The 25243-nt window shown below is 66.2% G+C and carries 20 protein-coding genes; 13 read left to right on the top strand and 7 right to left on the bottom strand.

The window, feature by feature from the left end; translation table 11 throughout:
* Positions 1-24 precede the first annotated feature (24 nt).
* Together HYH08_RS32885 and HYH08_RS32880 are read right to left on the bottom strand one after the other, a co-directional pair.
* Positions 25-270 (bottom strand): Lrp/AsnC ligand binding domain-containing protein, encoded by a 246-nt coding sequence (locus HYH08_RS32885; RefSeq protein ID WP_212333251.1) that lies wholly within the window; start codon positions 268-270, stop codon positions 25-27.
* A gap of 88 nt (positions 271-358) precedes the next feature.
* The gene (locus tag HYH08_RS32880; RefSeq protein ID WP_220013977.1) at positions 359-2338 is read right to left on the bottom strand and encodes a PAS domain S-box protein; all 1980 of its coding nucleotides are present in this window, start codon (positions 2336-2338) and stop codon (positions 359-361) included.
* A gap of 265 nt (positions 2339-2603) precedes the next feature.
* On the opposite strand from HYH08_RS32880, the gene thiD reads away from it, so the two are divergent.
* The 4 genes from thiD to HYH08_RS32860 all read left to right on the top strand — a co-directional run bounded on the left by thiD (position 2604) and on the right by HYH08_RS32860 (position 6560).
* Positions 2604-3404: a bifunctional hydroxymethylpyrimidine kinase/phosphomethylpyrimidine kinase gene (gene thiD, locus HYH08_RS32875; RefSeq protein WP_220013976.1), complete on the top strand. Its 801-nt coding sequence runs from the start codon at positions 2604-2606 to the stop codon at positions 3402-3404.
* Positions 3405-3642: 238 nt separating this feature from the next.
* Entirely contained in the window at positions 3643-4455 is an 813-nt protein-coding gene (locus HYH08_RS32870) for a UDP-2,3-diacylglucosamine diphosphatase (protein WP_220013975.1), read from the top strand.
* 13 nt (positions 4456-4468) lie between these two features.
* Positions 4469-5512, top strand: coding sequence for a glycosyltransferase family 4 protein (locus tag HYH08_RS32865; RefSeq protein WP_220013974.1), 1044 nt, complete (start codon positions 4469-4471; stop codon positions 5510-5512).
* A 64-nt stretch (positions 5513-5576) separates the two neighbouring features.
* Positions 5577-6560, top strand: a complete 984-nt coding sequence (locus HYH08_RS32860) for a threonine/serine dehydratase family protein (RefSeq protein ID WP_220013973.1) — start codon at positions 5577-5579, stop codon at positions 6558-6560.
* Positions 6561-6724: 164 nt separating this feature from the next.
* On the opposite strand, the gene HYH08_RS32855 is transcribed toward HYH08_RS32860, so the two are convergent.
* Positions 6725-8428 carry a caspase family protein gene (locus tag HYH08_RS32855; protein ID WP_220013972.1) on the bottom strand — a complete coding sequence of 568 codons (1704 nt, stop codon included), beginning with the start codon at positions 8426-8428 and terminating at the stop codon, positions 6725-6727.
* A 133-nt stretch (positions 8429-8561) separates the two neighbouring features.
* Here HYH08_RS32855 and HYH08_RS32850 point away from each other — a divergent pair, with 133 nt between their 5' ends.
* Positions 8562-9005: an RbsD/FucU family protein gene (locus HYH08_RS32850; RefSeq protein WP_220013971.1), complete on the top strand. Its 444-nt coding sequence runs from the start codon at positions 8562-8564 to the stop codon at positions 9003-9005.
* An 82-nt stretch (positions 9006-9087) separates the two neighbouring features.
* The gene (locus HYH08_RS32845) at positions 9088-9447 is read left to right on the top strand and encodes a hypothetical protein (RefSeq protein ID WP_220013970.1); all 360 of its coding nucleotides are present in this window, start codon (positions 9088-9090) and stop codon (positions 9445-9447) included.
* A gap of 185 nt (positions 9448-9632) precedes the next feature.
* Here HYH08_RS32845 and HYH08_RS32840 read toward each other — a convergent pair whose 3' ends face one another.
* Positions 9633-11051, bottom strand: coding sequence for a hypothetical protein (locus tag HYH08_RS32840; protein ID WP_220013969.1), 1419 nt, complete (start codon positions 11049-11051; stop codon positions 9633-9635).
* Between the two features lie 75 nt (positions 11052-11126).
* Here HYH08_RS32840 and HYH08_RS32835 point away from each other — a divergent pair, with 75 nt between their 5' ends.
* The gene (locus tag HYH08_RS32835) at positions 11127-12323 is read left to right on the top strand and encodes an MFS transporter (protein WP_220013968.1); all 1197 of its coding nucleotides are present in this window, start codon (positions 11127-11129) and stop codon (positions 12321-12323) included.
* Here the strand turns inward: HYH08_RS32835 and dgcA are convergent.
* Positions 12293-13288 (bottom strand): N-acetyl-D-Glu racemase DgcA, encoded by a 996-nt coding sequence (gene dgcA / locus HYH08_RS32830; RefSeq protein ID WP_220013967.1) that lies wholly within the window; start codon positions 13286-13288, stop codon positions 12293-12295. The genes HYH08_RS32835 and dgcA overlap by 31 nt on opposite strands.
* Positions 13289-13422: 134 nt before the next feature.
* On the opposite strand from dgcA, the gene HYH08_RS32825 reads away from it, so the two are divergent.
* The 3 genes from HYH08_RS32825 to HYH08_RS32815 are packed head-to-tail and all read left to right on the top strand — an operon-like array spanning position 13423 to position 16225.
* Positions 13423-14556, top strand: a complete 1134-nt coding sequence (locus HYH08_RS32825) for an MlaE family ABC transporter permease (protein WP_220013966.1) — start codon at positions 13423-13425, stop codon at positions 14554-14556.
* A gap of 2 nt (positions 14557-14558) precedes the next feature.
* On the top strand, positions 14559-15329 hold the full coding sequence (locus HYH08_RS32820) for an ABC transporter ATP-binding protein (protein WP_220013965.1): 771 nt from the start codon (positions 14559-14561) through the stop codon (positions 15327-15329).
* 20 nt (positions 15330-15349) lie between these two features.
* A complete protein-coding gene (locus HYH08_RS32815) occupies positions 15350-16225 on the top strand; it encodes an MlaD family protein (protein ID WP_220013964.1) in 876 nt (291 codons plus the stop codon).
* Between the two features lie 352 nt (positions 16226-16577).
* Here the strand turns inward: HYH08_RS32815 and HYH08_RS32810 are convergent, their stop codons facing one another.
* Positions 16578-22280, bottom strand: a complete 5703-nt coding sequence (locus HYH08_RS32810; RefSeq protein ID WP_220013963.1) for an apolipoprotein A-IV repeat region-like domain-containing protein — start codon at positions 22278-22280, stop codon at positions 16578-16580.
* A gap of 398 nt (positions 22281-22678) precedes the next feature.
* Here HYH08_RS32810 and HYH08_RS32805 point away from each other — a divergent pair, with 398 nt between their 5' ends.
* Positions 22679-23053: an Hpt domain-containing protein gene (locus HYH08_RS32805; protein WP_220013962.1), complete on the top strand. Its 375-nt coding sequence runs from the start codon at positions 22679-22681 to the stop codon at positions 23051-23053.
* 172 nt (positions 23054-23225) lie between these two features.
* Positions 23226-23546 carry a 2Fe-2S iron-sulfur cluster-binding protein gene (locus tag HYH08_RS32800; RefSeq protein WP_008143731.1) on the top strand — a complete coding sequence of 107 codons (321 nt, stop codon included), beginning with the start codon at positions 23226-23228 and terminating at the stop codon, positions 23544-23546.
* A gap of 18 nt (positions 23547-23564) precedes the next feature.
* On the opposite strand, the gene HYH08_RS32795 is transcribed toward HYH08_RS32800, so the two are convergent.
* Positions 23565-24032, bottom strand: coding sequence for an acyl-CoA thioesterase (locus HYH08_RS32795; protein ID WP_220013961.1), 468 nt, complete (start codon positions 24030-24032; stop codon positions 23565-23567).
* A 182-nt stretch (positions 24033-24214) separates the two neighbouring features.
* On the opposite strand from HYH08_RS32795, the gene HYH08_RS32790 reads away from it, so the two are divergent.
* Complete coding sequence (locus HYH08_RS32790; protein WP_220013960.1) at positions 24215-25243, top strand: NAD(P)/FAD-dependent oxidoreductase; 1029 nt, start codon at positions 24215-24217, stop codon at positions 25241-25243.

Raw genomic sequence — 25243 nt, 5'->3', positions numbered from 1 at the left:
GGGCCTTCGGGTCCGGATCATGCCTTAGCTGGTCCCGAAGGCCTTGAAGGTGATGATGGTGAGCGTGTCCTGGATGCCCGGCAGCACCTGCACCTTCTCGTTGACGAAATGACCGATGTCGGTGTCGTTGTCGACGTAGAACTTCACCAGCAGATCGTACTGGCCCGCGGTGGAGTAGATCTCGGAGGCGATCTCGGCTTCGGCGAGCGCATTGGCGACCGTGTAGGACTGGCCGAGCTTGCATTTGATCTGGACGAAAAAGGGAACCATTGCAGTCACTCCGAAGGCATAGCTGGCCGATAATAGGCCAAAACCGCCCCGCTTTAGCAAGCGGGCCTGCCGGCCGCCAGTCCGGCGCTCAGGAGGTCACGATCGCGGCGGCAAAGGCCTCCCTAAGCCGCTGCGCAAGCTCGATCTTGCGATAGGGCTTGGTCAGCACGATCGCTTCGGCCGGCGCGCGGCCCTGTGCGACCAGGGTCTCCAGCGCGTAGCCCGAGGTGAACAGGACCGGCAGCGAAGGGCGAATCCGCCGCGCCTGATCGGCGAGCTCCCAGCCGCTCATGCCGCCGGGCATCACGATATCGGTGAACAGCATGTCGATGCTGGGGTCGCTGCGCAGCCGCTCCAGCGCCTCTTTGCCGTTGACCGCAGCAACGACGCGATATCCGAGAGCCTCCACCCTGCGAATGGCGGAGGAGCGGACGAACGGATCGTCCTCGGCGATCAGGATGGTCTCGTATCCTCTCGGCGCCGCCTCTTCGCCGTCCGGGAGGTCGGCCTGTGATCGTCCTGCGTCGGCGCGCGGCAGGTAGATCCGGACCGTGGTACCGAGGCCGTCTTCGCTATAGATCGAGACGTGCCCGTCGGATTGCTTGGCGAAGCCGTAGACCATGGAGAGCCCGAGGCCCGAGCCCTTGCCGACCTCCTTGGTGGTGAAGAACGGCTCGAAGGCGTGCTCGACGACGTCGGGCGTCATGCCTTCGCCGTCGTCGGTCACGGAGATCAGGGCATAGCTGCCGGACATCACTTCCGGATGCAGGGCGCGATAGTCCTCGTCGATCGCAGCCAGCTCCGCGCTCAGCGTCAGGTGTCCTCCGGCGGGCATGGCGTCCTGCGCATTCAGCGCAAGGTTCAGCACCGCGGATTCAAGCTGGGCACGGTCGGCAAAGGCCCGGATCGTGCCGGGCCCGAACGCCGTCCTGATCTCGATGTTCTCGCGCAAGGTGCGCTTGAACAGCTTGAACATGGATTCGAGCAGCTCGCGGCAATCGATCGTCTGCGGCTGGAGCAACTGGCGGCGGCTGAATGCGAGCAGCCGCTGCGTCAGCTCGGCGCCGCGTTCACCGGATGCGCAGATGTCGTCGGCAAACTGCCGCAAATCGGGGCGGGCCTTGAGCTGTTCGCTGAGATGCTCGGCGTTACCGATGATGACGGTGAGGAGATTGTTGAAGTCGTGGGCGATACCGCCGGAGAGCTGGCCGACCGTCTCCATCTTCTGCGCCTGCTGAAGCTGCTGCTCGGTCAGCTTACGTGCGGTCAGATCGTGGACGATGCCGACGTGGATCAGTTCGCCGTCCTGCCAGGCCTGGCCTACGGACAAATCCATCGGAAAGGTCGATCCGTCCTTGCGCAGACCCCTCGCTTCCCCGGTTGCGAAACCGCGCGCTCGACTGGTCGATGGGCTCCTCTTCTCGTCGGACATCAGCATGCCGATGTCGAGATTCATGACCTCGTCGGCGCGATAGCCGAACAGCCGTTCGCAGGCGGGGTTGAACAGGAGAATGCGGGCTTGCGCGTCGAACAGGATGACACCGTCGACCGCGGTGTCGACGATTGCGGTGAGGCGCGTCATGCTCTCGCGTAGCGCGCGCTGGGCGTCCTCGACCTGCCGGAGCAGCAGCGTCGCGTCCCGGCTCTTGATCTCCTCCTCCTCGAGCGCTGCCTGAACTTTCTGGAGTTCGAACGGCGAGGGGATGGTCAGGATCTTCGGCAGCAGCGGCCAGAGCGCGCCGGCGGTGAACACGGATGCCACCGCGGTCGCCGCCTTGACCAGGCCCTCGATGCCGTAGATCGGAACCCACAGCGTGTAGATCGACAGCACATGGGTGAGGCCGCACGCCATGATGAAGACCGCAAAGGCCCAGAAGACCCAGCCGAATTTGAGGTCGCGCCGCTTGGTGACGAGGATCGCGAGGGCGAACGGGATCGAGAAATAGGCGGCCGCGATGAGGGCGTCCGAGACGACGTGGAGCCAGATCAGCTCGGGCTCCCACAACAGGCAAATGCCGTGCGGCGAGAACATCGAGGAGTCGAGGAGACGTTCGAAATAGGCCCACATGGTATAACCCCGAGAGGGTTGCAGGCCGAGTCCGGCCCGCAACGACGTGCCGCTGACGAATCGAACAAGGTTTCCCTGATTTCGACGGGAACGCCAAGGCCGGGTGATGCCGAGCCCATATTTCGCGGGATGTGCACGTCTGCGGGACGACAAGGCGGTGTGGCTATGAATCTGCCTGATTCGCAGCTTGCTGGCCTTCGGGAGGCGCGCTACGACAGGCCATGATTTCGCAAAGCCCTGGCCTCGAAACGCGGAAGATCGCTCCATGACGACGCCCGTGGCGCTCACCATCGCCGGCTCCGATTCCAGCGGCGGCGCCGGTATCCAGGCCGACCTCAAGACCTTCGCGGCGCTCGGGGTCTATGGGGCCTCCGCGATTACGGCGCTCACCGCCCAGAACACGCGCGGTGTCACCGGCATTCATGCGGTGCCGGCCGACTTCGTCACCGCGCAGATCGACGCCGTGTTCTCCGATCTCGCGGTCGGCGCGGTGAAGATTGGCATGGTCGCGCAAGCCGCCAGCATCGACGCGATCGCGGCAGCGCTGATGCGCTGGAAACCGCGCCATGTGGTGCTCGATCCCGTGATGGTCGCAACATCAGGCGATCGGCTGCTCGCGTCCGAAGCCGTCGAGGCGCTGCGGACGAGACTGATACCGCTCGCCTCGGTGATCACGCCGAACCTGCCCGAGGCCGCAGCGCTCCTCGACGAGCCCGTTGCGACAAGCGAGGCTGCGATCGAGAGCCAGGGACGCCGGCTGATGGCGCTCGGCTGCCGCGCGGTCCTGATCAAGGGCGGGCACGGCGAGGGCGCCGACAGCACCGATTATCTCGTCGATTCCGAGAAAACGATTGCGCTCGCAGCCCCGCGGCTCCCCACCCGAAACACCCATGGCACCGGCTGCTCGCTGTCCTCGGCGGTCGCAGCGGGGCTCGCCAGGGGGGAGGATCTCGCGCAGGCCGTGCGCCATGCCAAGGCCTGGATCAGTGCCGCGATCGCGGCCGCCGACCGTTTCAGCGTCGGTCACGGCCACGGACCGGTCCATCATTTCCACAAATTTTACTGAGGCGGGCTCGTTCACCTCTTCCGCAAGCGGGAGAGGTCGGCGCATCCCGGGCGATGCGAAGCATCGTCCGGCGCGCCGGGTGAGGGTTCTCTCTTCTTGCGGCGCCCATGTCGCCTGATTGTCGCATGCGACTGATATTCGCGGGGAGGGCGAGGCAAGGTCTGATTCGTATCTGAGGGCGCCTCAAGGGTTCAATCTGTCATCCCCCTGTCACGGGACATTTGTTACAGGCTGGCGCATGGGAAGTTACGATGTGAGTGACGAGAGCCCGGAACGGCGCTTTCGCACGTTGTTCATCTCCGACGTTCATCTCGGAGCCCGCGGTTCTCAAGCCGATCTTCTGCTGGACTTCCTGCGCTACCATGATGCCGACACGATCTATCTGGTCGGCGACATCGTCGACGGCTGGGCGCTGAAATCGAGCTGGCACTGGCCGCAATCGCATAACGACCTCGTGCAGAAGCTGCTGCGCAAGGCGCGCAAGGGCGCCAAGATTATCTACGTGCCCGGCAATCACGACGAATTCCTGCGCAATTATTACGGTACGCATTTCGGCGGCATCGACGTCGTCGAGAACACCGTCCACACAGGCGTGGATGGCAAGCGCTACCTCGTCATCCACGGCGACATCTTCGATCTCGTGGTGCAGAACGCGCGCTGGCTCGCCCATCTCGGCGACAAGGCCTACGACTTCGCGATCCAGGTGAATCGCTTCGTCAACTTCTTCCGCCGCATGTTCGGCGTGCCGTATTGGTCGCTGTCGCAATGGGCCAAGCAGAAGGTCAAGAACGCGGTGAACTATATCGGCGCGTTCGAGCAGGCGCTCTCCGCCGAAGCACGCCGCCATGACGCCGACGGCGTGATCTGCGGCCACATCCACTATGCCGTGATCCGCGATGAGGCCGGCATCCGCTACATGAATTGCGGCGACTGGGTCGAGAGCTGCACTGCCCTCGTCGAGCACGACGACGGCCATTTCGAGATCATCACCTGGGCAGACCATGCGCAGAAGCCTGCGGCGGTCCCGCAGGTAGCGGCCAGAGCCGCATGACAGAGGCCGCCTGATGCGCATCCTGGTCGCGACCGACGCCTGGCACCCGCAAGTCAACGGTGTGGTTCGGACGCTGACCAAGCTCGCTGATGCCGGCACGGCGCTCGGCGTGGAGTTCACGTTCCTGACGCCGCAATCGTTCCGCACCTTCGCGCTGCCCAGTTATCGCGACGTGCGCTTGGCGATGCCGCGTCCGGCGCGCATCGCAAAGCTGATCGCGGACGCGCGGCCCGACAGCATCCACATCGCGACGGAAGGGCCGATCGGCCTGATGGTCCGCCGCTATTGCCGTCAGCGCAAGCTGCCGTTCACGACCAGCTTCCACACCCGCTTCCCTGAATATGTCCGTGCCCGCGTGCCGGTTCCGGAAGCTCTGATCTGGCGGGCGCTGCGTCGTTTCCATGGCGCCAGCAGCGCCGTGCTGGCGGCAACGCCGGCGCTCGCGCGCGAATTGACCGACCGCGGTTTCGACGATGTGCTGCTGTGGCCGCGCGGCGTCGACACCGGCCTGTTCCATCCCCGCGCCATCGACCTCTGCCTGCCGGCCCCGGTGTTCCTGTCGGTCGGCCGCGTCGCGGTGGAGAAGAATCTCGAGGCCTTCCTCGACCTCGATCTGCCCGGCACCAAGGTGATCGTCGGCGACGGCCCGGCGCGCGCCTCGCTGGAAGAGGCCTATCCCGAGGCGATCTTCCTGGGCGAAAAGCACGGCGAGGCGCTGGCGGAGATTTATGCCGCGGCGGACGTGTTCGTATTCCCCAGCAAGACCGACACGTTCGGCCTGGTCCTGCTCGAAGCGCTCGCCAGCGGCCTGCCGGTGGCGGCCTTCCCGGTGAAGGGCCCCCGCGACGTGATCGGCGATGCGCCGGTCGGCGCGCTCGACCACGATCTCCGCAATGCCTGTTTTGCGGCGCTCGGCATCTCCCGGCAGGACTGCGTGGAGTTCGCCGCCAACTACACCTGGGAGGCCTCGGCGCGGGCCTTCGTGGACAGCATTCTGGCGGTCGGCGCGGTGCTTCCTGGCAGGAATGCGGCGGACTCGGTTAGTTTTGTAGCCTGAAATCCAGGGTCCATCGCGCGGAGGTGTCTTGCCCGGCTCGCGGCGGCCGCGATACAGTTTGGCCATGACCGAACAGCTCCTCCCGATCGGCCCTGCCGATATCGATGCCGCAGCGCGCGTGATCGCGCCCTTCGCCATCCGCACCCCGCTGTTGTCCTTTCCCGTGCTCAACGAGCGCGTCGGTGCCAAAGTGTTCCTGAAGCCGGAGATGCTCCAGCGTACCGGCTCCTTCAAGTTCCGCGGCGCCTTCAACAAGGTGTTCTCGATCCCACAGGACAAGCGCGCCGGCGGCGTCGTCGCGTTCTCCTCCGGCAACCACGCGCAAGGCGTGGCGGCGGCGGCCAAGATCCTCGACATGCACGCGACCATCGTGATGCCCGCGGATGCGCCGCTGTCGAAGCGCGAGCGCACCAAATCCTACGGCGCCGATGTCGTGCTGTACGACCGCTACAACGACGACCGCGAGGCGATCTCGCGCGGCATCGCCGAAAAGCGCGGCGCGACGCTGGTCAGGCCCTATGACGATCCGTTCGTGATCGCCGGGCAGGGCACCGCCGGCCGCGAGATCGCGGAGGACATGGCAACGCTTGGTCTTGCCCCCGACATCGTGGTGGCCCCGGCCTCCGGCGGTGGCCTGATCGCGGGCGTGGCGACGGCGGTGAAGGCGCGCTATCCGCAAGCCGAGATCGTGGTGGCCGAACCCGAAGCGTTCGACGACCACGGCATCTCGCTGACCGCCGGCCATCGCGAGCCGCATCCGCCGGCGGGGCGCACCATCTGCGATGCGCTGATGGCGTTGATCCCGGGCGAGATGACCTTCGCGATCAACAGCAAGCTGCTCGCGCGCGGCGTGACCGCGTCGGACAAGGAAGTCGGCGCGGCCGTGTCGTTCGCCTATCACGAGCTGAAGCTGGTGGTGGAGCCGGGCGGCGCAGTCGGTCTCGCCGCGCTGCTGGCGGGACGCCTCGACGTTGCCGGCAAGAACGTCGTGATCGTGCTGTCCGGCGGCAATGTCGATGCGGATCTGTTTGCCGAACTGGTGGCGTGATTACCTGATTGAAGAGTGCTAGCGAGGGAGCTCGGTCCACCTCTCCCCGCTGGGGAGAGGTGGACGTCGCGGCAACGGATCGCTTCGCCTCACCGATCTCCGAAACAAGAAGGGGCAGAGCGTTTCCGCTCTGCCCCTTTGTCGTGCGTGCGCTGCCCGCGCGATCAGCGCATGAAGCCGCCGCGGTGGTTGCCGCCGCCGCCCATGCTCGGCGCCTGGTTCATCGACTGGCGGAAGTTGTTGCCGCCGTTGGTGACGATGCGGTTGGTCGTGTTGAACTGCGGGCGGTTGGTCTGGACGTTGTTCTGGACATTGTTTTGCACTTGCACCTTGTTCACCGGGTTGTTGTTAAGCTTCACGATACCGGTGTTGACGCGGATCGGATTGTTCTGCATCTGCACGACCGGCTTGGTGTCGACGGTCGTGCCGCCCTTACCCACGTTGATCGGCATGCTCGCGATCTTGCCGGAGTTGCCGTTGTTGGTTGCGGGCAGGGTCACGATCTTGCCGCCGCCGTTGTTGGTCGTGTTGGTCGGCGCAGGCAGGGTGACAATCTTGCCCGGGCTCTGCGACGGCGTGCCGTTCGGCTGGTTGTTGCCGGAGGGTAGGTTGACGACCTGGCCGCCATTGCCCTGCTGCATCAGCGGCGTGTATTTGGGCTGGCCGAGATTGCCGACCTTGAAGGTCGGGGCAATGGTCTGCGGCGCCAGGAACTTGGTCGCCTGCATCAGCGGGATCTGCTTCGGTTGGGCCTGGAGGTTCAGCGCGACCTTCGCATAGGGGGTGCTGCCGTAGCTGTCGTAGAAGGTCTTGTAGCTGAGCGGCGAGTTCGCGAGCACCGCCTTGTGCCAGGCCTGCGTGAGCAGGAGGTTGTTGAGCAGCCAGCGGACGTGATCGCACAGCGGGTCGTGCGGGTACATCTGGATGAACTCCTGATAATATTCCGGGCGGCCCTCAGACACGACATAGTCATAGGCCTGGCGGGTCGACCGGCTCGGCAGATTGGAAGCCATCTGCACCACCGGCGCGTTCACCGGCGCGCGGTTGGCCGCAACGGCAGTGTCGCCGAAGAAGGTGAAGTCCGACGTCAGCGAAGAGCTCTCCCACGGGATCTGCGCGCCGCTGGTGGTCTCGTTCACCTGCAGGCGGACGCGCTTGAACAGCTGCTCGATCGGCACGTTGGGCTCGCGCGCGACGTTGAGGAAGGCCTGGGTGTACGGGCTATGGCCATTGGTGCCGTCCTGCGCCTCGGCGCCCGGCGCGGTCGAGTAGCCAACGATCGAGCCGTTCGGCGCGTCGACGATGGCAAGGCCCCGGCCGGCGTCGTTCACATCGGGGAATGGATTGTTGCGGCAGGCATCGAGGATGACGATGCGCATGCGGCTCGGGATCGTCTCCAGCGTCGACATCACGTCGACGAGGCGCACCGAATTGTTGACGAGCTCGGTTGGGCTGGACACCTTGGCATCGACCGGAACCAGATAGTTCTCGCCGGCGAGCTGTACGCCGTGACCGGCGTAATAGACCATCGCCACCGTGTTCGGCCCGCGCGCGGAAATCTTGGCGGAAAAGTCCTGGACGACGCGGAGCATGTCATTCTGGGTCAGGTCGGTTGCGGCGACCACTTCGAAACCGGCCGAGTTCAAGAACTTCGCCATCGAGTCCGCGTCATTGTCGGGGTTCGCGAGCTGCGGGGCGTTCCGGTAGTTCGAATTGCCGATCACCAGCGCCACGCGCTGTTCCGGGCCTTGCAGCGCGGTGGGGGCGGGCTGGACCGGGGCGACTTGCGCGGACACGGGCCCGCAGACAAAGCCGAACAGGCTTCCCACGAGGCCGGCCGTCATCAGGAAAGGCTTAAGGCGGAACATGGCGTGCTCCTCTTGGCACTGATCTCGATGCGAGATTGGTTGCGAGCAAGCCTGGCCGCGTTCGAGCCGGCGGTCCGTGATCGCTGTCACCGTGCTAGGCTGCGTGATCTGAATCACGCCCGGAACCTGTCCTATGCTGAAATCGATCGATCCGATCCTGACGCCCGACCTGCTCTGGCTGCTGGCCTCGATGGGTCATGGCGACGACCTCGTCTTCGTCGACGCCAATCACCCGGCCACCCGCATCGCAGAGAGCACGACATCGCAGCGCCTGATCCAGCTGCCGGGCCTGCGCATGGAGACCGCCATCCGCGCCATCATGTCGGTTTACCCGCTCGATGATTTCGATCCCGATCCGGTGCGCGTGATGGCGCCGGTCGACGATCCTGATCGCGTGCCCGACGTGCAGCGTGCCGTGCTGGCGGAGATTTCGCGCGCGGCCGGCAGCGCCGTCATTCCCGGAAAACTCTCGCGTCCGGATTTTTATCGCGCGGCGGCAGCGGGATTTGGTGTCGTGCAGGTCGGCGACAGCAGGGGCTATGGCTGCTTCCTGATCCGGAAAGGCGTGATCAGCTAGGGCAGATCATGCGCGAGGCGGCGAAAAGTCTTGCAATCGAATTTGAGTGGCCTTCTCGCGTCCGCCTGTCTAAGGTCGATCCATGTCGCGCCTTATGTGTCTATTCCTTGCTGTCGTCCTGTCCCTGCTGCCCGCTGTCGCACCCGCGGGGTCAAATCAGAAACGTCCCAAGCAGGCTTGGCATGGCTACGGCTTCCTGCCGGGCTATCGTCAGCCGCTGAGCAACAGCATCCCGCTCTACAAGCAGAAGGAAGCGATGCGCCGCATGTCGCCCGCCGACCGGCGCCATTGGTACATCGACCCGGTTCCTCAATATTACGGCTGGGATGGCGAGTGGCGCTATTTCGGCCGGCCCGGCTTCGGCGGGGGCCGCTACAATGGCGGCAGCTTTGGTCCGTGCTGGACGCGGACGCCGATCGGCGCGGTCTGGAATTGCGGGTGACGCTGCGCTTGCAATGATGCGGAGAGTGCGGGCGCCGCATCTCGTGGCCGTGCCCCGGACACAGCGTAGCGCTTCTTCAGCGGTGCGCTGCTGTGCCGGGCCTCATGCTGCAGACGAGGTTGTGACTCCTGTGTCCCGGATCTGCGCTTCGCTTGTCCGGGACACAGAGTAAGTATACGCCCCGCTTACGAAAAAAACGCGATCTTCTCGGCCTGGGTCATGCGGCGGATGGGCGCGAGCGGGTCGTTCGCCGGCGCGCGGGGCTTTTGCAGCATGCCGCTGGCGAGGATGGTGGCGCCGAGCGAGGGCTCGAGCGACGATGCGACCAAGGGCGAGGGCATCGGCAGCGTCGCGGCCGGTGCCGCGCCGAACGATGCCGCGGCGGCCATGGCGGGGGCGGGCTGCTCCATCACCTCGGCGGCGGCCTCAGCGATGGCGTCGGTGAGGCGCGCGAGCGAGTCCATGGCGATCGGCGCATCGGCAGGCTCTTCCGCGACAGGTGCGACGACGGGCTCCGGCGCGATCGGTGGCGGCATCTCGGCTGCCACAGGGGCTGCGACCTCCGCAGCCATCGGTTCGGGAGCAGCCGCTTCCATCTCGACCGGCGCGATGATCTCGTCGAACTCGGGATCGGGGGCGGCCATCTCCAGCGCGATGGCGTCGAGGATCGCCTCGTCCTCGGCTTCCGCGGCGGCGTCGAGCGTGAATTCGTCGGTGACGTCCGCGGGAGCGACCGATGCTGCGGCCGGCTCCTCAAACGCGACCTCATCAACCGCGGCGATTTCAAGCGCCGCCATGTCAAGGGCGATCTCGCCGTCGGCGGCGATCTCCGGCGCGACGGCGGTGTCCATGGGCGGCTCGGCCATTGCAAACGCGTCGGCGGTTCCGGTGTCTTCAACCGCGGCTTCAGGCTTGACAGCCTCTGCGATGTCCGTCGTCTCCGTAAAAGCCACGGAGGCTTCGCTGGTCATCGCCGCGGGCGCGGTCTCGACAGGCGCGGTCTCGGCCACGGGCGGCGCGGCGTCCTGCACCGGCGCCGTCGCAGGAGGCGCGGGCTGCGGCGGCGCGCTGCCGTCGGTCCGGTCGATCCGCTCCCTGAGCAGATCGAATGCGGCCTTGAGCTCGGCGCGGGGGTCGATGGTCGAGATCTGCCCGCATGCGGCCTCGATCGAGGCGAGCTGCGAATCAATGAGGTCGCAGATTCGCCCGTCGGCACCGATCTCGCGCCAGCGCCAGGAGATCTCCTTGATGATGCGGACCCCGCGCGGGATCGGCGCAAGGCTCGCCTCGATCGCGCCGGGATCGAATGCCGCGATCGCGATGGTCTCGGCCTCGCGGACGGCGCGGCGGATCTCGACCAGCGCCTCCGGCAGGCGGTCCTCGACGACGGGTTGTCGCTGTGCCGCAAGGGTTTCTTCGATTTTCGCGACCGCGTCGAGCACCATGCGCGTGTCGGCATTGCGGTTGCGCTTGGCGTATTCGCCGAGGAACCAGCGGCCGCGCGCGGTCTCCATGAAGGCTTCGCGGATCGCGTCGTAATCCTGCTCGTTCGGCTCGGCCGCGCGGGCAGACATGGGCGAGAGGGCGAATGCTTCGTTGGCCATGACAATCTCGTCGCGCAAATCACTGCGCGTTACTGTAACGATCACCACGATATCGACCGAATCGCAATTGGTTTGATGCAGAGCGAATCACAAATCCCCACGCCGGCGACCGTGAAGCGGCGATTCGCCATGAGTCTGGCGCTGTTCTATGCGGCGGTCTTCGCGGTCGCGGGCACGCATCTGCCGTTCTTTCCGGTCTGGCTGAAGGCCATCGGCATCGACGCGGGCTGGATCGGCCTCATCAATGCGCTGCCGGCGATCACGCGCTTCACCACTTTGCCGCAGGTCACCGCCTTTGCCGAAAAGCGACAAGCCATTCGCGCCGCCCTGATGGTGTCGGTGCTGGCGACCGCGCTCGGCTTTGCTGCGGTCGGTTTGCAGCATCAGCCGCTGGCGCTGTTCCTGATCTATGCGCTCACCTGCGTGATGTGGACGCCGACGACGCCGCTCACCGATGCCTATGCGCTGCGCGGTGTCGCGCGTTACGGGCTCGATTACGGCCCGCTGCGGCTGTGGGGCTCGGCGGCATTCGCCGCCGGCTCGCTTGCGTGCGGCGCTCTCGTCGACATCATCGCGGCGCGCGACCTGATCTGGGTGATCGTCGCATGGGCTGTCGTCGCTGTCGCGGCCGGCCTCCTGCTTCAGCCGCTCGACGATATCAGGCGAAGGCCGACGGAGGCACAGCCGAGCCAGGCGCTGCTGCGCGATGGCGGCTTCTGGGCGGTGATCGCCTCGGCGGCGCTGATCCAGGGCAGCCACGTTGCTTACTACACCTTCTCGGCCATCAATTGGCAGCAGCACGGGATCAGTGGGCTGACGATCGCGGGGCTGTGGACGCTGGGCGTGATCGCCGAGATCGTCGTGTTCGCGCTGTCGCCGCGTTTCTCGCTGCATCCGTCGTCGCTGATGGCGATCGGAGGTGTCAGCGCCGTGCTGCGCTGGATCGTCACCGCCAACGAGCCGCCGCTCGCGCTGCTTGTGGTCGCACAGCTCGGTCACGGCCTGACCTTCGGCATGACCATGGTCGGCACCATGAGCCTGCTGGTGCAGCGCGTGCCGCCGCATCAGATCGCGCGGGGGCAGGGCTATTACGCCGCATGCAACGGGCTCTTGGGCGCAACCACCTCGATCGCGTCAGGCGCGATCTATGCCCGTATCGGCGACAGCCTATATTACGTGATGGCCGCAATGGCCGCGCTAGGTGCGCTCGTGATCTGGTCGGCGCGGCACCGGCTGATCGCTCAGCCCCAGAGCGAGGCATCCGGCGGATAGACCAGGCTGTCGTCATAACGCAGGCCATGATCGCGATCGCGCGCGAGCAGCAAGGGGCCGTCGAGGTCGACGAAGCGCGCCTGCGGCGTCACCAGCATGGCAGGCGCCATCGACAGCGAGGTTGCGACCATGCAGCCGATCATGATCTCGAAGCCGAGCGCCTGCGCGGCATCTGCCATCGCAAGCGCCTCGGTGAGGCCGCCGGTCTTGTCGAGCTTGATGTTCACGGCATCGTAGCGTGCGCGGAGCGGCGCCAGCGAGTTGCGGTCATGCACGCTCTCGTCGGCGCAGACCGCCAGCGGCCGCTTGATCCGCGCCAGCGCGTCGTCCTTGCCTGCCGGGAGCGGCTGCTCGACCAGGGTGACGCCGACGGCGTCGCAGGCGGCCAGGTTCTGCTCCAGATTGGCCTCGGTCCAGGACTCGTTGGCATCGACGATCAGCTCGGATTCGGGGGCTGCCTCGCGCACAGCCGCGATGCGCTCTGGATCGCCATCGCCGCCGAGCTTGATCTTGAGCAGGGGCCGGTGCGCGGCTTTGGCCGTGGCGGCTGCCATGGCCTCGGGGGTCCCTAACGAGATAGTGTAGGCGGTGGTGCGCTCGCCCGGGACCGGGCGGTCGAGCAGGTTCCAGGCCCGCGCGCCCGACGCCTTGGCCTCCAGGTCGATCAGGGCGCAATCCAGCGCGTTCCGGGCAGCGCCAGGGGGCATGGCGGCTTGCAGGGCCTGGCGGGTGAGCCCGCCGGCCACGGCCGCCTGCATGGTCTGAAGGGCGGCCAGCGTCGCCTCCGGGGTCTCGCCGTAGCGGGGATAGGGCACGCATTCGCCGCGGCCGGTCAGGCCGTCGCGGCTGACTTCGGCCACGACGGTCACGGCCTCGGTCTTGGCGCCCCGGCTGATCGTGAAGCTGCCGGAGATGGGAAAGCGCTCGATTCGCGCCGCCAGGGCGGCCAATTTCGTGGAAGTCATTTTGAACTCTGGCGAAATCTGAACCTGCTAGTTACCTCTAGCAACTAACGTTAACCAGTTGGGGATACCTTCTCCGGGTAAGGGCGTGTGCGCAACCATCTGATTTTCTCCGCCCCGTCATGGGAGCGGACCTCTTGAGCGGCGATCCCAAGCTGGAACGGATTGCCAAAGGCAACGCGCTGGCCCTCTGTGCCACCGGAACCTGGACGGCGAGCTTCGCGCCGGTCCTGGAGCGGATGGTGGCGGACGCCGAGAAGCTGGCCGGCGGTCCCCAAAGCATCTTCATCGACGTCTCCGAGGTCGCCAAGCTCGACACCTTCGGCGCCTGGCTGATCGAGCGGCTGCGCCGCAGCCTGACCCAAGGGCAGGTCGAAGCGCAGATCGCTGGGCTCTCGGCGAACTATTCGAGCCTCGTCGACGAGGTGCGCCGGGTCCGGGCGACCCCCGTGGTGGACCGCGGGACGATCACCATCACCGGCATGCTGGAGCAGATCGGTCGCACCGTCGCCGGATTGGCCGGCACCGTGGCAGGCCTGATCGACATGCTCGGCGCCGTGCTCGCGGCGTGGTTTCGCGTCCTGATCCATCCGCGCTCGTTCCGCCTGACCTCGACCGTGCACCATATGGAGCAGGTGTGCTGGCGCGCGGTGCCGATCATCGTGCTGATCACCTTCCTGATCGGCTGCATCATCGCCCAGCAAGGCATTTTCCATTTCCGCCGCTTCGGCGCCGACATCTTCGTGGTCGACATGCTCGGCGTGCTGGTGCTGCGCGAGATCGGCGTGCTGCTGGTCGCGATCATGGTCGCGGGGCGCTCGGGCAGCGCCTACACCGCCGAGCTCGGCTCGATGAAGATGCGGGAAGAGATCGACGCGCTGCGCACCATGGGCTTTGACCCGATCGAGGTGCTGGTGCTGCCGCGCATGCTGGCGCTGGTGCTGGCGCTGCCGATCCTCGCCTTCCTCGGCGCGATGGCCGCGCTCTATGGCGGCGGGCTCGTCGCCTGGCTCTATGGTGGCGTCGATCCCGAGGCGTTCCTGCTCCGCCTGCGCGATGCCATCTCGATCGATCATTTCATCGTCGGCATAGTCAAGGCACCCGTGATGGCGGCCGTGATCGGCATCGTCGCCTGCGTCGAAGGGCTCGCGGTACAGGGCAGCGCGGAATCGCTCGGACAGCACACCACGGCTTCGGTGGTGAAAGGCATTTTCTTCGTCATCGTGATGGACGGCGTGTTCGCCATCTTCTTTGCCTCGATCGGGATGTGACGATGACGGGCGAGATTCAAAACCCGATCATCCGCGTCCGCGACATCACGGTGCAGTTCGGATCGACGCGCGTGCTCGACGGCCTCAACCTCGACGTCAAGCGCGGCGAGATCCTCGGATTCGTCGGTCCCTCGGGCGCCGGCAAGTCGGTGCTGACGCGCACCATCATCGGTCTCGTGCCGAAGATTGCCGGCTCCATCGAAGTGTTCGGCGTCGATCTCGATTCCTCCAACACCTCCCAGCGCCGCAACGTGGAGCGCCGTTGGGGCGTGCTGTTCCAGCAGGGCGCGCTGTTCTCCTCGTTGACCGTGCGGCAGAACATCCAGTTTCCGATGCGCGAATATCTTCGCGTCTCGCAGCGGTTGATGGACGAGATCACCATGGCCAAGCTCACCATGGTCGGCCTCAAGCCCGAAGTGGCCGAGCGCTTTCCGTCGGAATTGTCGGGCGGCATGATCAAGCGCGTCGCGCTGGCGCGCGCGCTCTCGCTCGACCCGGATCTGGTGTTCCTCGACGAGCCGACCTCGGGCCTCGATCCGATCGGCGCCGGCGATTTCGACGAGCTGGTGCGTACGCTCCAGCGGACTTTGGGGCTGACCGTTTTCATGGTAACCCACGATCTCGACAGCCTTTACACAGCATGTGACCGCATCGCCGTTTTAGGGAACGGTAAGATCATTGCGGCAGGGTCGATCGCCGACATGCAGGCCTCGCAGCATCCCTGGCTGAGGCAATATTTCCATGGCAAGCGCGCCCGCGCGGTCATGGGCTGAGGTAGCCGGAGTAGCAGCTGATGGAAACGCGGGCGAATTACGTACTGATCGGATCGTTCACGCTGGCGGTGATCGCAGCGGCCATCGGCTTCGTGCTCTGGTTCCAGTCGTTGCACACCACCAAGCAGCGCAGCCCCTTGCGCGTCGTGTTCGAGGGCCCGGCGGCGGGCCTGCGCAACGGCGGTAGCGTCAATTTCAACGGTATCCGGGTGGGCGAGGTGGTTTCGGTGAAGCTCGACAATCCGCGGCGGGTTGTCGCGCTCGCCATGGTCGAGAACAACGCCCCAATCCGCAAGGACACCCTGGTCGGCCTCGAATTCCAGGGCCTCACCGGCGTTGCCGCGATCTCGCTCAAGGGCGGCGAAGAAGCTGCGCCGCCGCCGCCGCTCGACGAGGACGGCATCCCGACGCTGACGGCCGATCCCAATAAGCTCCAGGACGTCACCGAAGCGATCCGCGGCACGCTGCAGAACATCAACAAGATCGTCGCCGACAATCAGGAGTCGGTGAAGAACTCGCTGAAGAATCTGGAGACCTTCACCAACTCGCTGGCGCGCAATTCCGAGAAGATCGACGGCGTGATGGCCAAGGTCGACGGCGTGATGCTCAAGGCCGACAATCTCATGCTCGGCCTCAACACGCTCGCTGGCGGCAAGGACGGCGGCGAGCTGTTCCAGGCGGTGAAGTCGATCCGCGAGCTCGCCGACGATTTCGACAAGCGCTCCGGCGCCTTGATGGCCGACGGCCGCCGCACCCTCGGCGACATCAGCCGCGCCGTGAACAATTTCGACCGCAACCCGACCCGCGTGCTGTTCGGCGCCAGCAACAGCGCGCCACCGCCGCCGCCTCCCGAGCCGCCGAAGCCGGCGGCGACGCCGGAGCGGAGGCGGCAGTAGGCGTGTAGCCCATCTCCTCGTCATTGCGAGCGTAGCGAAGCAATCCAGAATCCCTCCATGCGGGCAATTCTGGATTGCTTCGTCGCAAGAGCTCCTCGCAATGACGGCCGAGAGATTGTGCCCAGGTCTCGTGTCCCGGACGCGCTGCAGCGTGCAACGCTGCTGCGCAGAGCCGGGACCCAGAGGCTACACGGCACAACGCCGTGACATGGGCCCCGGCTCAGCAGCGCACCGCCGAAGAGGCGCTGCGCTGCGTCCGGGGCACGAGAGCCTTTCGAATGCTGCGCTCAAACAAAAAACGGAGGCCGCGAGGCCTCCGTTTTCATTCGCTATTCGTGGTGGCTATCGACGCCTACCCCAGCCGGCCCGCCGCATGCGCGAGCAGCGTGTACACCAGGCCCGTTTCCGAGGTCAGGTGGCTGCGCAGCTCCTGGGGGCCGCGGCCGTCGCGGGCGACTTCGTCGAGCAGGCGCTCGAACTCGGCGACGTAGCGGTCGACCGTGCCTTTGAAGTTGCGGTCGGCCCGATATTTGCGGGCGACCTCGTCAAAAGCCTTCTGGCCCGCGGGCGTGTAGAGGCGCTTGGTGAACGCCTTGTTCTCGCCGCGCTGGTAGCGGTCCCACATCTCGGCGGCGAGGTTGCGGTCCATCAGCCGGCCGATATCGAGCGACAGCGACTCCAGCGGATTGCTGCTGGCCTGCGGCTGCGGCGCGGGCGCCTGGCGGCCACGCGGAGCCTCACGACCGGTCGGTGCGCCCTGGTTGGCGTCGGTGCGGCTGAGCAGGTCCGACAGCCAGCCGTCGCGGCCCTGGTCGTTGCTACCAGGGGCAACCGGCGGCGCTTCGGTGCGGCGCGAGGGCGCGGGCATGCCGAGGTCCGGCGGCGGCAGCGTCGACGCGCTGCCGGTATCACGCATGCGGATCTCGGCGCCACGAACCTCCGCCGTTGCCATCACCGGCTCTTCCTGGCGCCGGACGGCGACGGAGGCGCGGCCGCCCGTCGAGACGTCGAGGCCACGGCCGTGCTGGGCCACGATGCGGTTGAGCTCGGCGAGGGCCTCGATCTGGTCGACGATCACCTTGCGCATCTGCGCGGTGCTCTCGGCGGCCTCCTGCGGCATCTCGAGCACGCCGCGACGCAGCTCGTTGCGGGTGGCTTCGAGCTCGTTGTGCATCTCGAAGGCCATCTGCTTCATGCTGGAGACGAGGTTGGTGAACTTCTCCGTCGACTGCTTGAACATCGCATCCGCCTCGTCCGTGGTCTGGCGGTAGATGTCGTGCATCGCCTCGATGGTCTGGCGGTGCTCCTCTTCGGAGGCCGCGCGCACCGCCTCGAACTGGCGGGTGATCGCGGCCGAGCCGGCGCCGGCGGTCTCGGCGACGACGCGGGCGATGTCGCGGGCACGCTCTTCGGCGGCGGCTAGCGATTCATCGAGCAGGCCGGTGAAACGCGACAGGCGCTGGTCGAGATCGGCGGTGCGCAGGTCGATGGTGGTGACCAGCGATTCCAGCGCCGCCTTGCGCTCGGCGAGGGAGGCGGTGGTGTTCTTGTTGCTCTGCTCGACGACCTGGGCAGCTTCGACGAGCGCCTTGCCGTGGGCATCGAACTGGGTCGAGAGCTCGCCGAGGTCCTGGAGCGCCTTCGTGGTCTTGCTGTTGAACACGTTGAGCTGGTCTTCCAGGTTCTGGGTGGCCGCGCCATTGCGCGAGGTGACGTCGTTCATCGCCGAGACGAAGTCGGCGACACGGGTCACCAGCGCCCGCTCCAGCGAGTTGAGATTGTCGTGCGCACCGGTCAGCACCTCCTGCAGGAGGATGTTGCCTTCGCGCAGGCGCTCGAACAGGGCGACCGTGTCGGTGCGCAGGATCTTGCTGGTCTCCTGCATCTCGGTCACCGCCGCGATCGAGACCTGGCGCGACTGGTCGATCGCCGCGCGCGAGGCCTGCTCGAGGTCCTTGAGCGACTTGCCGACCGCGCCGGTCGCCATCTCGCTCGCCGCGTTGATGGTGCGAGCGACTTCCGAGCCGTTGCCCATCATGGTCTGCGAGAAGGCATGGCCGCGCGTCTCGATCGACTTCAGCGCATCGGAGGTGACGCGGTCGATGTCGAGCGTGAGCTGGCTGGTCTTCGAGCCGATCGCGTCCACGAGAGCGCCGCGCTTGGCGTCGATCATGTTCGAGAGGCGGTCGGCCTGCTGCTGCACATAGGTGACGATCTCGTCGGTCTTGCCGGTCATGGCCTGGCCGAAGCTGGAGCTGGCGGCGAGCACCGAACGCTCGACATCGGCGGAGCTCGACTTGACGCGCGAGCTCGCCTCGTTGGAGGCAGAGATCAGCGCGTTCTGGGCGTTGAGCGCGCTGGTCTGGATCTCGCTGGTCGCGTTCGTGGTGGCCGTGCTCAGGGCGCGCTCGATCTCGGTCGAGATCGTGCGGATCTGGCTCGCGGCATCCGCCGAGGTCGAGGTCAGCGAGGTCTGGGCCTCACGCGCGCTGTTGAGGATGGTCGAGGCGGTGTCGGCGCCGACCGCGGTCAGCGTGCGCTCGATATCCGTGGTCAGCGACTTGATCTGGCTCGCCGCATCGGTCGAGGCGGAGATCAGCGTGCCCTGCGCCTCGCGCACGCCGCTGGTGAGCGCCTCGATGGTGGCGCCGCCGGCGGTCGCCAGCGCGCGCTGCATCTCGGCCGCGAGCGAACGGACCTGGCTGGTCTGCTCGGCGGAGACGGAGAGCAGGGTGCTCTGGGCGTCGCGGGCGCTGGTGGTGATCGTCTCGGCGGTGGACTGGCCGACCTGCGAGAGCGAACGATGCACTTCGGCCGCCAGCGTCTTGACCTGGCTCGCCGCATCCGAGGATGCCGTGACCAGCGTGCTCTGGGCTTCGCGGGCGCCCGTCATGATGGTCTCGGCCGTCGCGGTGCCGGCCATCGAGAGCGAGCGCTGCACGTCCGAGGACAGCGCCTTGATCTGGTTGGCGGTCTCGGTCGAGGCTGCGATCAGCGCGCTCTGCGCATCGCGGGCGCCGGCGGTGATCGATTCCGCCGTGGTCGTGCCGGCCAGCGACAGCGAGCGCTGCACGTCGGCGGTGAGCGTCTTGACGTGGTTGGCCGCGTCCGAGGAGGCCGTGACGAGCGTGGTCTGCACCTCGCGGGCGCCGGCCAAGATCGAGGCTGCGGTCGCCGAGCCCGCTGCGGAGAGCGTGCGTTCGACGTCGGCCGCGAGGCCCTTGATCTGGTTGGAGGCATCGCCGGAGGCCGCGACCAGGGTCGACTGCGCCTCGCGGGCGCTGGTCAGGATCGAGTTCGCAGCACCCGTGCCGACCGCGGTCAGCGCGCGCTCGACCTCGGCGGAGGTCATCTTGAGCTGGGCGTTGACGTCGGAGGAGACCGTCATCAGCGACTGCTGCGCGGTGCGCGCACCGGTCTGGATCGTCTCGCTGGTGTTGACGACGAGGTTGGTGAGCGAACGCTCGGCGTCCTCGACATGCGAGCGGATCGCGGTCGAGATCATCTCGGCGCGGGACATCATGTCCTCGCTGGCCTGGCGGCCGCTGCTCTCGATGCGGCCGGCGACGGCCTCGACACGCGAGCCGAGCAGGTCCTCGAACTGCGCCACGCGCACGTCGATGTCGCTGGCGACCGCGCCGACCTTGGTCTCGATGGCCTGCTGGATGTCCTGGAAGCGCGCGGTGACCGTGTCGGTCAGATGCGTGCTGCGGCCGTCGATGAGATCGGCGACGCCGGTGATGCGGCGGTCGACCGCCTCGATCGCCTGCGCGGTGCCGTCGGTCAGCGTCGAGGTCAGCAGCGTGAGGCGCGTGTCGATCGACTGCACGGCCTGCTGGGCGCCGTTGGTCACGGCGGTCGACAGGTAGGTGAGGCGGGAGTCGATGGATTCGAGCGCCTGCGTGGCGCCGCCCGTCAGCGTCGTCGTCAGGTGCGTCAGGCGGGTGTCGATCGACTGGATGCTCTGCGCGGCCCCCTCGGTCAGCGACGCCGTGAGGTTGGTCAGGCGGGAATCGATCGCTCCGAGTGCCTGCTCTGCACCGCCGGTGAGCGTCGTCGTGAGGTGGGTGAGGCGGGTGTCGATCGAGTGGATCGCCTGCGTGGCCCCGTCGGTCAGCGACGTCGAGAGCAGGTTGAGGCGACCATCGATGGTCTCGGTCACGGACTTCGCGCGGGTGTCGAACGAGGCTTCGAGCGCGGCGACGCGGCCGACGAGCCGGTCGTCGAAGGTCTTGATGTGGCCTTCGATGGTGCCGTCGAGGCTGGCGATCTTGCCGTTCAGCGAGGCGTCGAGATTGGCGACGCGTTCGCCGATCGTGGTCTCGAACTGGACGAGGCGCTGGTCGAGCACGGCCGTGATCTCGCCGCCATTGGCGGTGAAGCGGGTGTCGAAATTGTCGACATAGGTCTTCAGCGTCTCGTGGATGTCGTGGGTGCGCTGGCCCATGCGCTCGACGATCTCGCCGCCGAACGTCTTCACGGTGCGGTCGAATTCGGAGATGTGGCGGGTGATCAGCGCGCCCAGCGTGCCGGAGTCGCGGGCGAACTTCTCGACCAGCTCGGTGCCCTGGTTCTTCACCAGCTCGTCGAACGCGCTCATCTGCAAGGAGAGGGAATCGTGCGCGGTCTCGGTCTGGCTGACGACCTTGGCCACCAGCGTGTTGACGGTGGCGTCGAGGGCCTCGCTGGCCTTGTCGCCGCTCGTCATGATCTGGGTCGCCAGCCGGTTGCCGGCGTCGTCGATCTTGGCCGAGAGGTCGTTGGAGCGCAGCTCGAGCTCGAGCAGCAGCGAGTCCGACGAATTCTTCAGGCTGTCGTGCACCTGCTCGGTGCGGTCGGAGATGCCGTCGACGATCGCCGCGGAGCGTTGCTCGAATTCGCCGGTGATGCGGTCGATGCGCTCGTTCAGCATCTCGTGGACGCGGTCGGCGAGGTCGACGAACTCGTCGTGGACGTGGCCGGTCTTGAAATTGAGGCTGGTGGTCAGCCGTTCGCTGGCGTCGAGCACGGCGCGCGTGGTCTCGTTGCTGGCTTCCTCGAGGCGGTCGAGCAGGTCGCCGCCGCGCTCGCCGAGCGCCAGGATCATGTTGTCGCCGGCATTGCTCAGCGCCTGGGTGATGTGGGCGCCGCGCTCTTCGAGGGCGCCGGTGATGGATTTTGCGACCTCGTCGACGCGCGAGGCGATCGCGTCCGAGATCAGCGCGATGTCGTGGCGCAGGTCGATCTGCACGCCGGAGATGGCGCTGCGGACCTGCTCGGCCTGGCCGACCAAATTGTCGCGCTGATGGGCGATGTCCTGGAGCAGGGCGCGGATGCGCACTTCGTTGTCGCTATAGGCGCGTTCAAGCGCCGCGACCTCGTTGGCGACCAGCGTCTCGAGCTCGCCGGCGCGCGCAATCGCGCGCTCGATGCCGTCGCCCATCGCCGCGACCTCGCGGCGGATGGCCTGTCCGACGGTGACCATGGAATCGGAAGCCGAGCCTTCCGGCTCGGAGAAGCGGATCGCGACCTGCGCCATCGCCTGTGCGACCGCGCTCATCTGCTGGCCGCGCCAGACCAAGCTCGCGAGGAAGAAGAACAGCATGATCGGTGCGAAGAACATCGTGACGAGGCCGGCAATGGCCAGCACCCCGCCGCTCTCGCCCATGGCGGCCCGGATCGAGGGCAGGAAGCCGACCGTCAGCGCGGCGCAGGCCGCGAGCCAGACCACGGTGAAGATGATCGCGCCCGTGTAGATGTTGCGGGTCGGGCGTCCCGTCTGCAGTGTCTGGAGCAGCTGGCCGATCGTGGCGCGGTCGTCATTGGCGGCGCGGCGCGGGGAGCGCGGCTCCTCGATCGGGTCGAACACGGCCCGTTCATTGGCCGCCGGACGCGGCTCGAAGCTCGGCTCGTCGAAGATCGGGGGCGCCGGCGGCGCGACCGGAGGCGAGGATTCGTTGCGCATCGCGGCGTTGCGGCTGGTGTCCGCGGCCGTATCGCTGATGTTCAGGGCTTCCTGGATCGCAGAAAGCGCAACTTCTGTGGGGTCTTTGACCTTTTTGGGAGTGTTCGCCATGTTCAGTCCGAGCCCTCGTTACTTTTACGCGTCCCCCCGCGAGCCCTGCGCGCTACGCGAAGCCCACAGACCGGATCATGCCGCTTACGCGGATCTCCGAGCCGTCCCCACCCGGACGGCTTGTCCGCCAATTTCCGCAACATCCTATTGGCAGAGCGTCGCGAATGAAATGCCTGCGATTAAGACATTCTTAATCATCGTTAACAGGATCGTGGCGTAAAGCCTTAGCAATCAACGGAATTCTCCATGGGGGGAGCCCGATTGCGGCAACTTTTCGTCAAGAACCGGGCGGATTTGCGTAAATCAGCGCAAACATTTCATTAACCATTTCCATGCTTGGGTGGGCGGCACCTGACCGCCGGACCGGCGGACCATCGTGCGATGCCGGGGCCTGCGCCATGACGCCTGAACTGCAACGGATGGACTGGATGCCCTCGCCCCCGCTTGCGCCGATCGACAGCCCGCTCGACCTCGACCATCTCTCTCGCATGACCCTCGGCGATGCCGAGCTGGAGCAGGAAGTGCTGGCCATGTTCGCCGAGCAGGCGGTCCGCCTGATCGCGGCCATGGCCGCGCTGCCGGCCGATGCCGGCGCGCTCGCCCACAAGCTCAAGGGTTCGGCCCGCGGGATCGGCGCCTTTGCGGTGGCGGATGCCGCCGCCAGCATGGAGACCGCGGTCCGGACCGGCCATAACCAACTCCACGCCTTCGCCGCGCTGAAAGAGGCGGTCGCCGAGGTCCGCGCCGCGATCGCGACGATCCTGAAGCACTAGGCCGGCACCCCGCAACGAGGCGGACGGCTAGTCTTTTGTTTTGACGCGTTTTCTTCCCGGGAAGCGGGATTCACTTCGCGCGAAAACGCTATGGCGCCGGCCTGACCGACCCGTTATAGGACAGCCCAGACCCTCATTAGTCCTGATCAACATCGCGGCAGCACGAGCACACATGGCCAAGATTCACTTTGTCGACCACAAGGGCGAAACCCGCACCGTGGAAATCGAGAACGGCGCGACCGTGATGGAAGCCGCCATCCGCAACAGCATTCCCGGCATCGAAGCAGAATGCGGCGGCGCCTGTGCCTGCGCGACCTGCCACGTCTATGTCGACGAAGCCTGGCGCGAGAAGGTCGGCAGCCCGACGCCGATGGAAGAGGACATGCTCGATTTCGGCTTCGACGTGCGTCCGAACTCGCGCCTGTCCTGCCAGATCAAGGTCTCCGACGAGCTCGACGGTCTCGTCGTTGCGACGCCGGAACGTCAGGCCTGATCGGTCTTCTACACCAGGTTAGGTGCTCGGCAGCGCGACCTCGATGCCGCGCTTGTGCCAGGGTCTGAACTTCTCGAGCACCTCCGCGGTCAGCGGCGCCGGCCGCCGCGTCGCCTCGTCGAGCAGGACGCCGACGGACGTTGCCGAGGCAATGCACGTCCCGTTCGAAAACACGACCTGCTCGAAGGTCACGGATGTCCGCCCGAACTTCACGACGCCGAGGCCGAGCTCGATCGTGTTCGGCCAGTGCAGCTCGGCGCGGAAATGCATGTCGAGCCGCACCATGATCCAGGCGAAGCCCGGCGGCGTCAGCCCGTATTGGGGAAGCTTCATCAGCGTGACACGGCCGGTCTCGAAATAGGTGGCGTAGACCGCGTTGTTGACGTGCTGGTTGGGATCGAGATCGCCGAAGCGGACATTGTCGCTAAGGCGAAAAGGGAAGTCCTCCAGGCGCGGCGTCGTATCGAGGCGGCTTGGTGCGTTCACCGGTTGATCTCCGTCATATCGCTTCCCGTTACAGCCCAGTTATCCTGACCCGGCAAGTGGGTGTGCTTGCGGGGCGCGCCAGCTTTTATGCCTTCCCTGATCCATCCCCGTTGGCTAGACAGGCAGGGTCACCTCGGCCCAAAGGGCGCCGTCCAACCGATAACCATCGATAAAGAGACGACATGAGCGACGTGATCAAAACCGATGTGCTGATTATTGGCGCGGGCCCCTGCGGCCTGTTCGCCGCCTTCGAGCTTGGCCTTCTCGACATGAAGGCGCATTTCGTCGACATCCTCGACAAGGTCGGCGGGCAGTGCGCCGAGCTCTATCCGGAAAAGCCGATCTACGACATTCCCGGCATTCCGCAGGTCTCAGGGCAGGGCCTCACCGATGCACTGATGGAGCAGATCAAGCCGTTCCATCCGACTTTCCATCTCGGCGAGATGATCGAGACCGTCGAGAAGATCGGCGATCCCGCGTTCCGCTGCACCACGGATGCCGGCAAGGTGTTCGAATGCAAGGTGGTGGTGATCGCGGCCGGCGGCGGCTCGTTCCAGCCCAAGCGTCCGCCGGTGCCGGGCATCGAAGCGTATGAGGGCATCTCGGTGCACTACGCCGTGCGCAAGATGGAGAATTTCCGCGACAAGAACGTGCTGATCGTCGGCGGCGGCGATTCGGCGCTCGACTGGACGCTCAATCTGCATCCGCTGGCCAAGCGCATCACGCTCTTGCATCGTCGCGACGATTTCCGCGCCGCGCCTCACAGTGTCGAGCAGATGCGCGCGCTGGTGGCCGACGGCAAGATGGATCTGCGGCTCGGCCAGGTCACTGCGCTCACAGGCGCCGACGGCCAGCTGACCGGCGCCACCGTCAAAGGCAACGACAACAATGTCAGCGAGATCGCCTGCGATACGATGCTGCCGTTCTTCGGCCTGACCATGAAGCTCGGCCCGGTCGCGAACTGGGGCATCGCGCTGGAGAACAATCTGGTGCCGGTCGAGACATCGGCGTTCGAGACCAATGTTCCCGGCATCTTCGCCATCGGCGACATCAACACCTATCCCGGCAAGATCAAGCTGATCCTGTGCGGCTTCCACGAGGGCGCACTGATGTCGCAAAAAGCCCACCGCTACGTGTATCCGGAGAAGCGGCTCGTGTTCCAGTACACGACCTCGTCCTCCAGCCTGCAGAAGAAACTCGGTGTCAGCTGA

Source organism: Bradyrhizobium sp. BR 10289, from assembly GCF_019455385.1.
Lineage (GTDB): Bacteria > Pseudomonadota > Alphaproteobacteria > Rhizobiales > Xanthobacteraceae > Bradyrhizobium.
Note: the sequence above shows the minus strand (reverse complement) of the source record. Positions and strands in the feature narration are given on the sequence as shown.

What these genes read in the sequence shown, in the direction of transcription:
- dgcA (WP_220013967.1), bottom strand. Translation starts at nt 13,288, where the DNA reads ATGACTTCCACGAAATTGGCCGCCCTGGCGGCGCGAATCGAGCGCTTT.
- HYH08_RS32865 (WP_220013974.1), top strand. Translation starts at nt 4,469, where the DNA reads ATGCGCATCCTGGTCGCGACCGACGCCTGGCACCCGCAAGTCAACGGT.
- HYH08_RS32850 (WP_220013971.1), top strand. Translation starts at nt 8,562, where the DNA reads ATGCTGAAATCGATCGATCCGATCCTGACGCCCGACCTGCTCTGGCTG.
- HYH08_RS32800 (WP_008143731.1), top strand. Translation starts at nt 23,226, where the DNA reads ATGGCCAAGATTCACTTTGTCGACCACAAGGGCGAAACCCGCACCGTG.
- HYH08_RS32835 (WP_220013968.1), top strand. Translation starts at nt 11,127, where the DNA reads ATGCAGAGCGAATCACAAATCCCCACGCCGGCGACCGTGAAGCGGCGA.
- HYH08_RS32870 (WP_220013975.1), top strand. Translation starts at nt 3,643, where the DNA reads ATGGGAAGTTACGATGTGAGTGACGAGAGCCCGGAACGGCGCTTTCGC.
- HYH08_RS32790 (WP_220013960.1), top strand. Translation starts at nt 24,215, where the DNA reads ATGAGCGACGTGATCAAAACCGATGTGCTGATTATTGGCGCGGGCCCC.
- HYH08_RS32815 (WP_220013964.1), top strand. Translation starts at nt 15,350, where the DNA reads ATGGAAACGCGGGCGAATTACGTACTGATCGGATCGTTCACGCTGGCG.
- HYH08_RS32885 (WP_212333251.1), bottom strand. Translation starts at nt 270, where the DNA reads ATGGTTCCCTTTTTCGTCCAGATCAAATGCAAGCTCGGCCAGTCCTAC.
- HYH08_RS32845 (WP_220013970.1), top strand. Translation starts at nt 9,088, where the DNA reads ATGTCGCGCCTTATGTGTCTATTCCTTGCTGTCGTCCTGTCCCTGCTG.
- HYH08_RS32840 (WP_220013969.1), bottom strand. Translation starts at nt 11,051, where the DNA reads ATGGCCAACGAAGCATTCGCCCTCTCGCCCATGTCTGCCCGCGCGGCC.
- thiD (WP_220013976.1), top strand. Translation starts at nt 2,604, where the DNA reads ATGACGACGCCCGTGGCGCTCACCATCGCCGGCTCCGATTCCAGCGGC.
- HYH08_RS32805 (WP_220013962.1), top strand. Translation starts at nt 22,679, where the DNA reads ATGACGCCTGAACTGCAACGGATGGACTGGATGCCCTCGCCCCCGCTT.
- HYH08_RS32880 (WP_220013977.1), bottom strand. Translation starts at nt 2,338, where the DNA reads ATGTGGGCCTATTTCGAACGTCTCCTCGACTCCTCGATGTTCTCGCCG.
- HYH08_RS32810 (WP_220013963.1), bottom strand. Translation starts at nt 22,280, where the DNA reads ATGGCGAACACTCCCAAAAAGGTCAAAGACCCCACAGAAGTTGCGCTT.
- HYH08_RS32860 (WP_220013973.1), top strand. Translation starts at nt 5,577, where the DNA reads ATGACCGAACAGCTCCTCCCGATCGGCCCTGCCGATATCGATGCCGCA.
- HYH08_RS32820 (WP_220013965.1), top strand. Translation starts at nt 14,559, where the DNA reads ATGACGGGCGAGATTCAAAACCCGATCATCCGCGTCCGCGACATCACG.
- HYH08_RS32855 (WP_220013972.1), bottom strand. Translation starts at nt 8,428, where the DNA reads ATGTTCCGCCTTAAGCCTTTCCTGATGACGGCCGGCCTCGTGGGAAGC.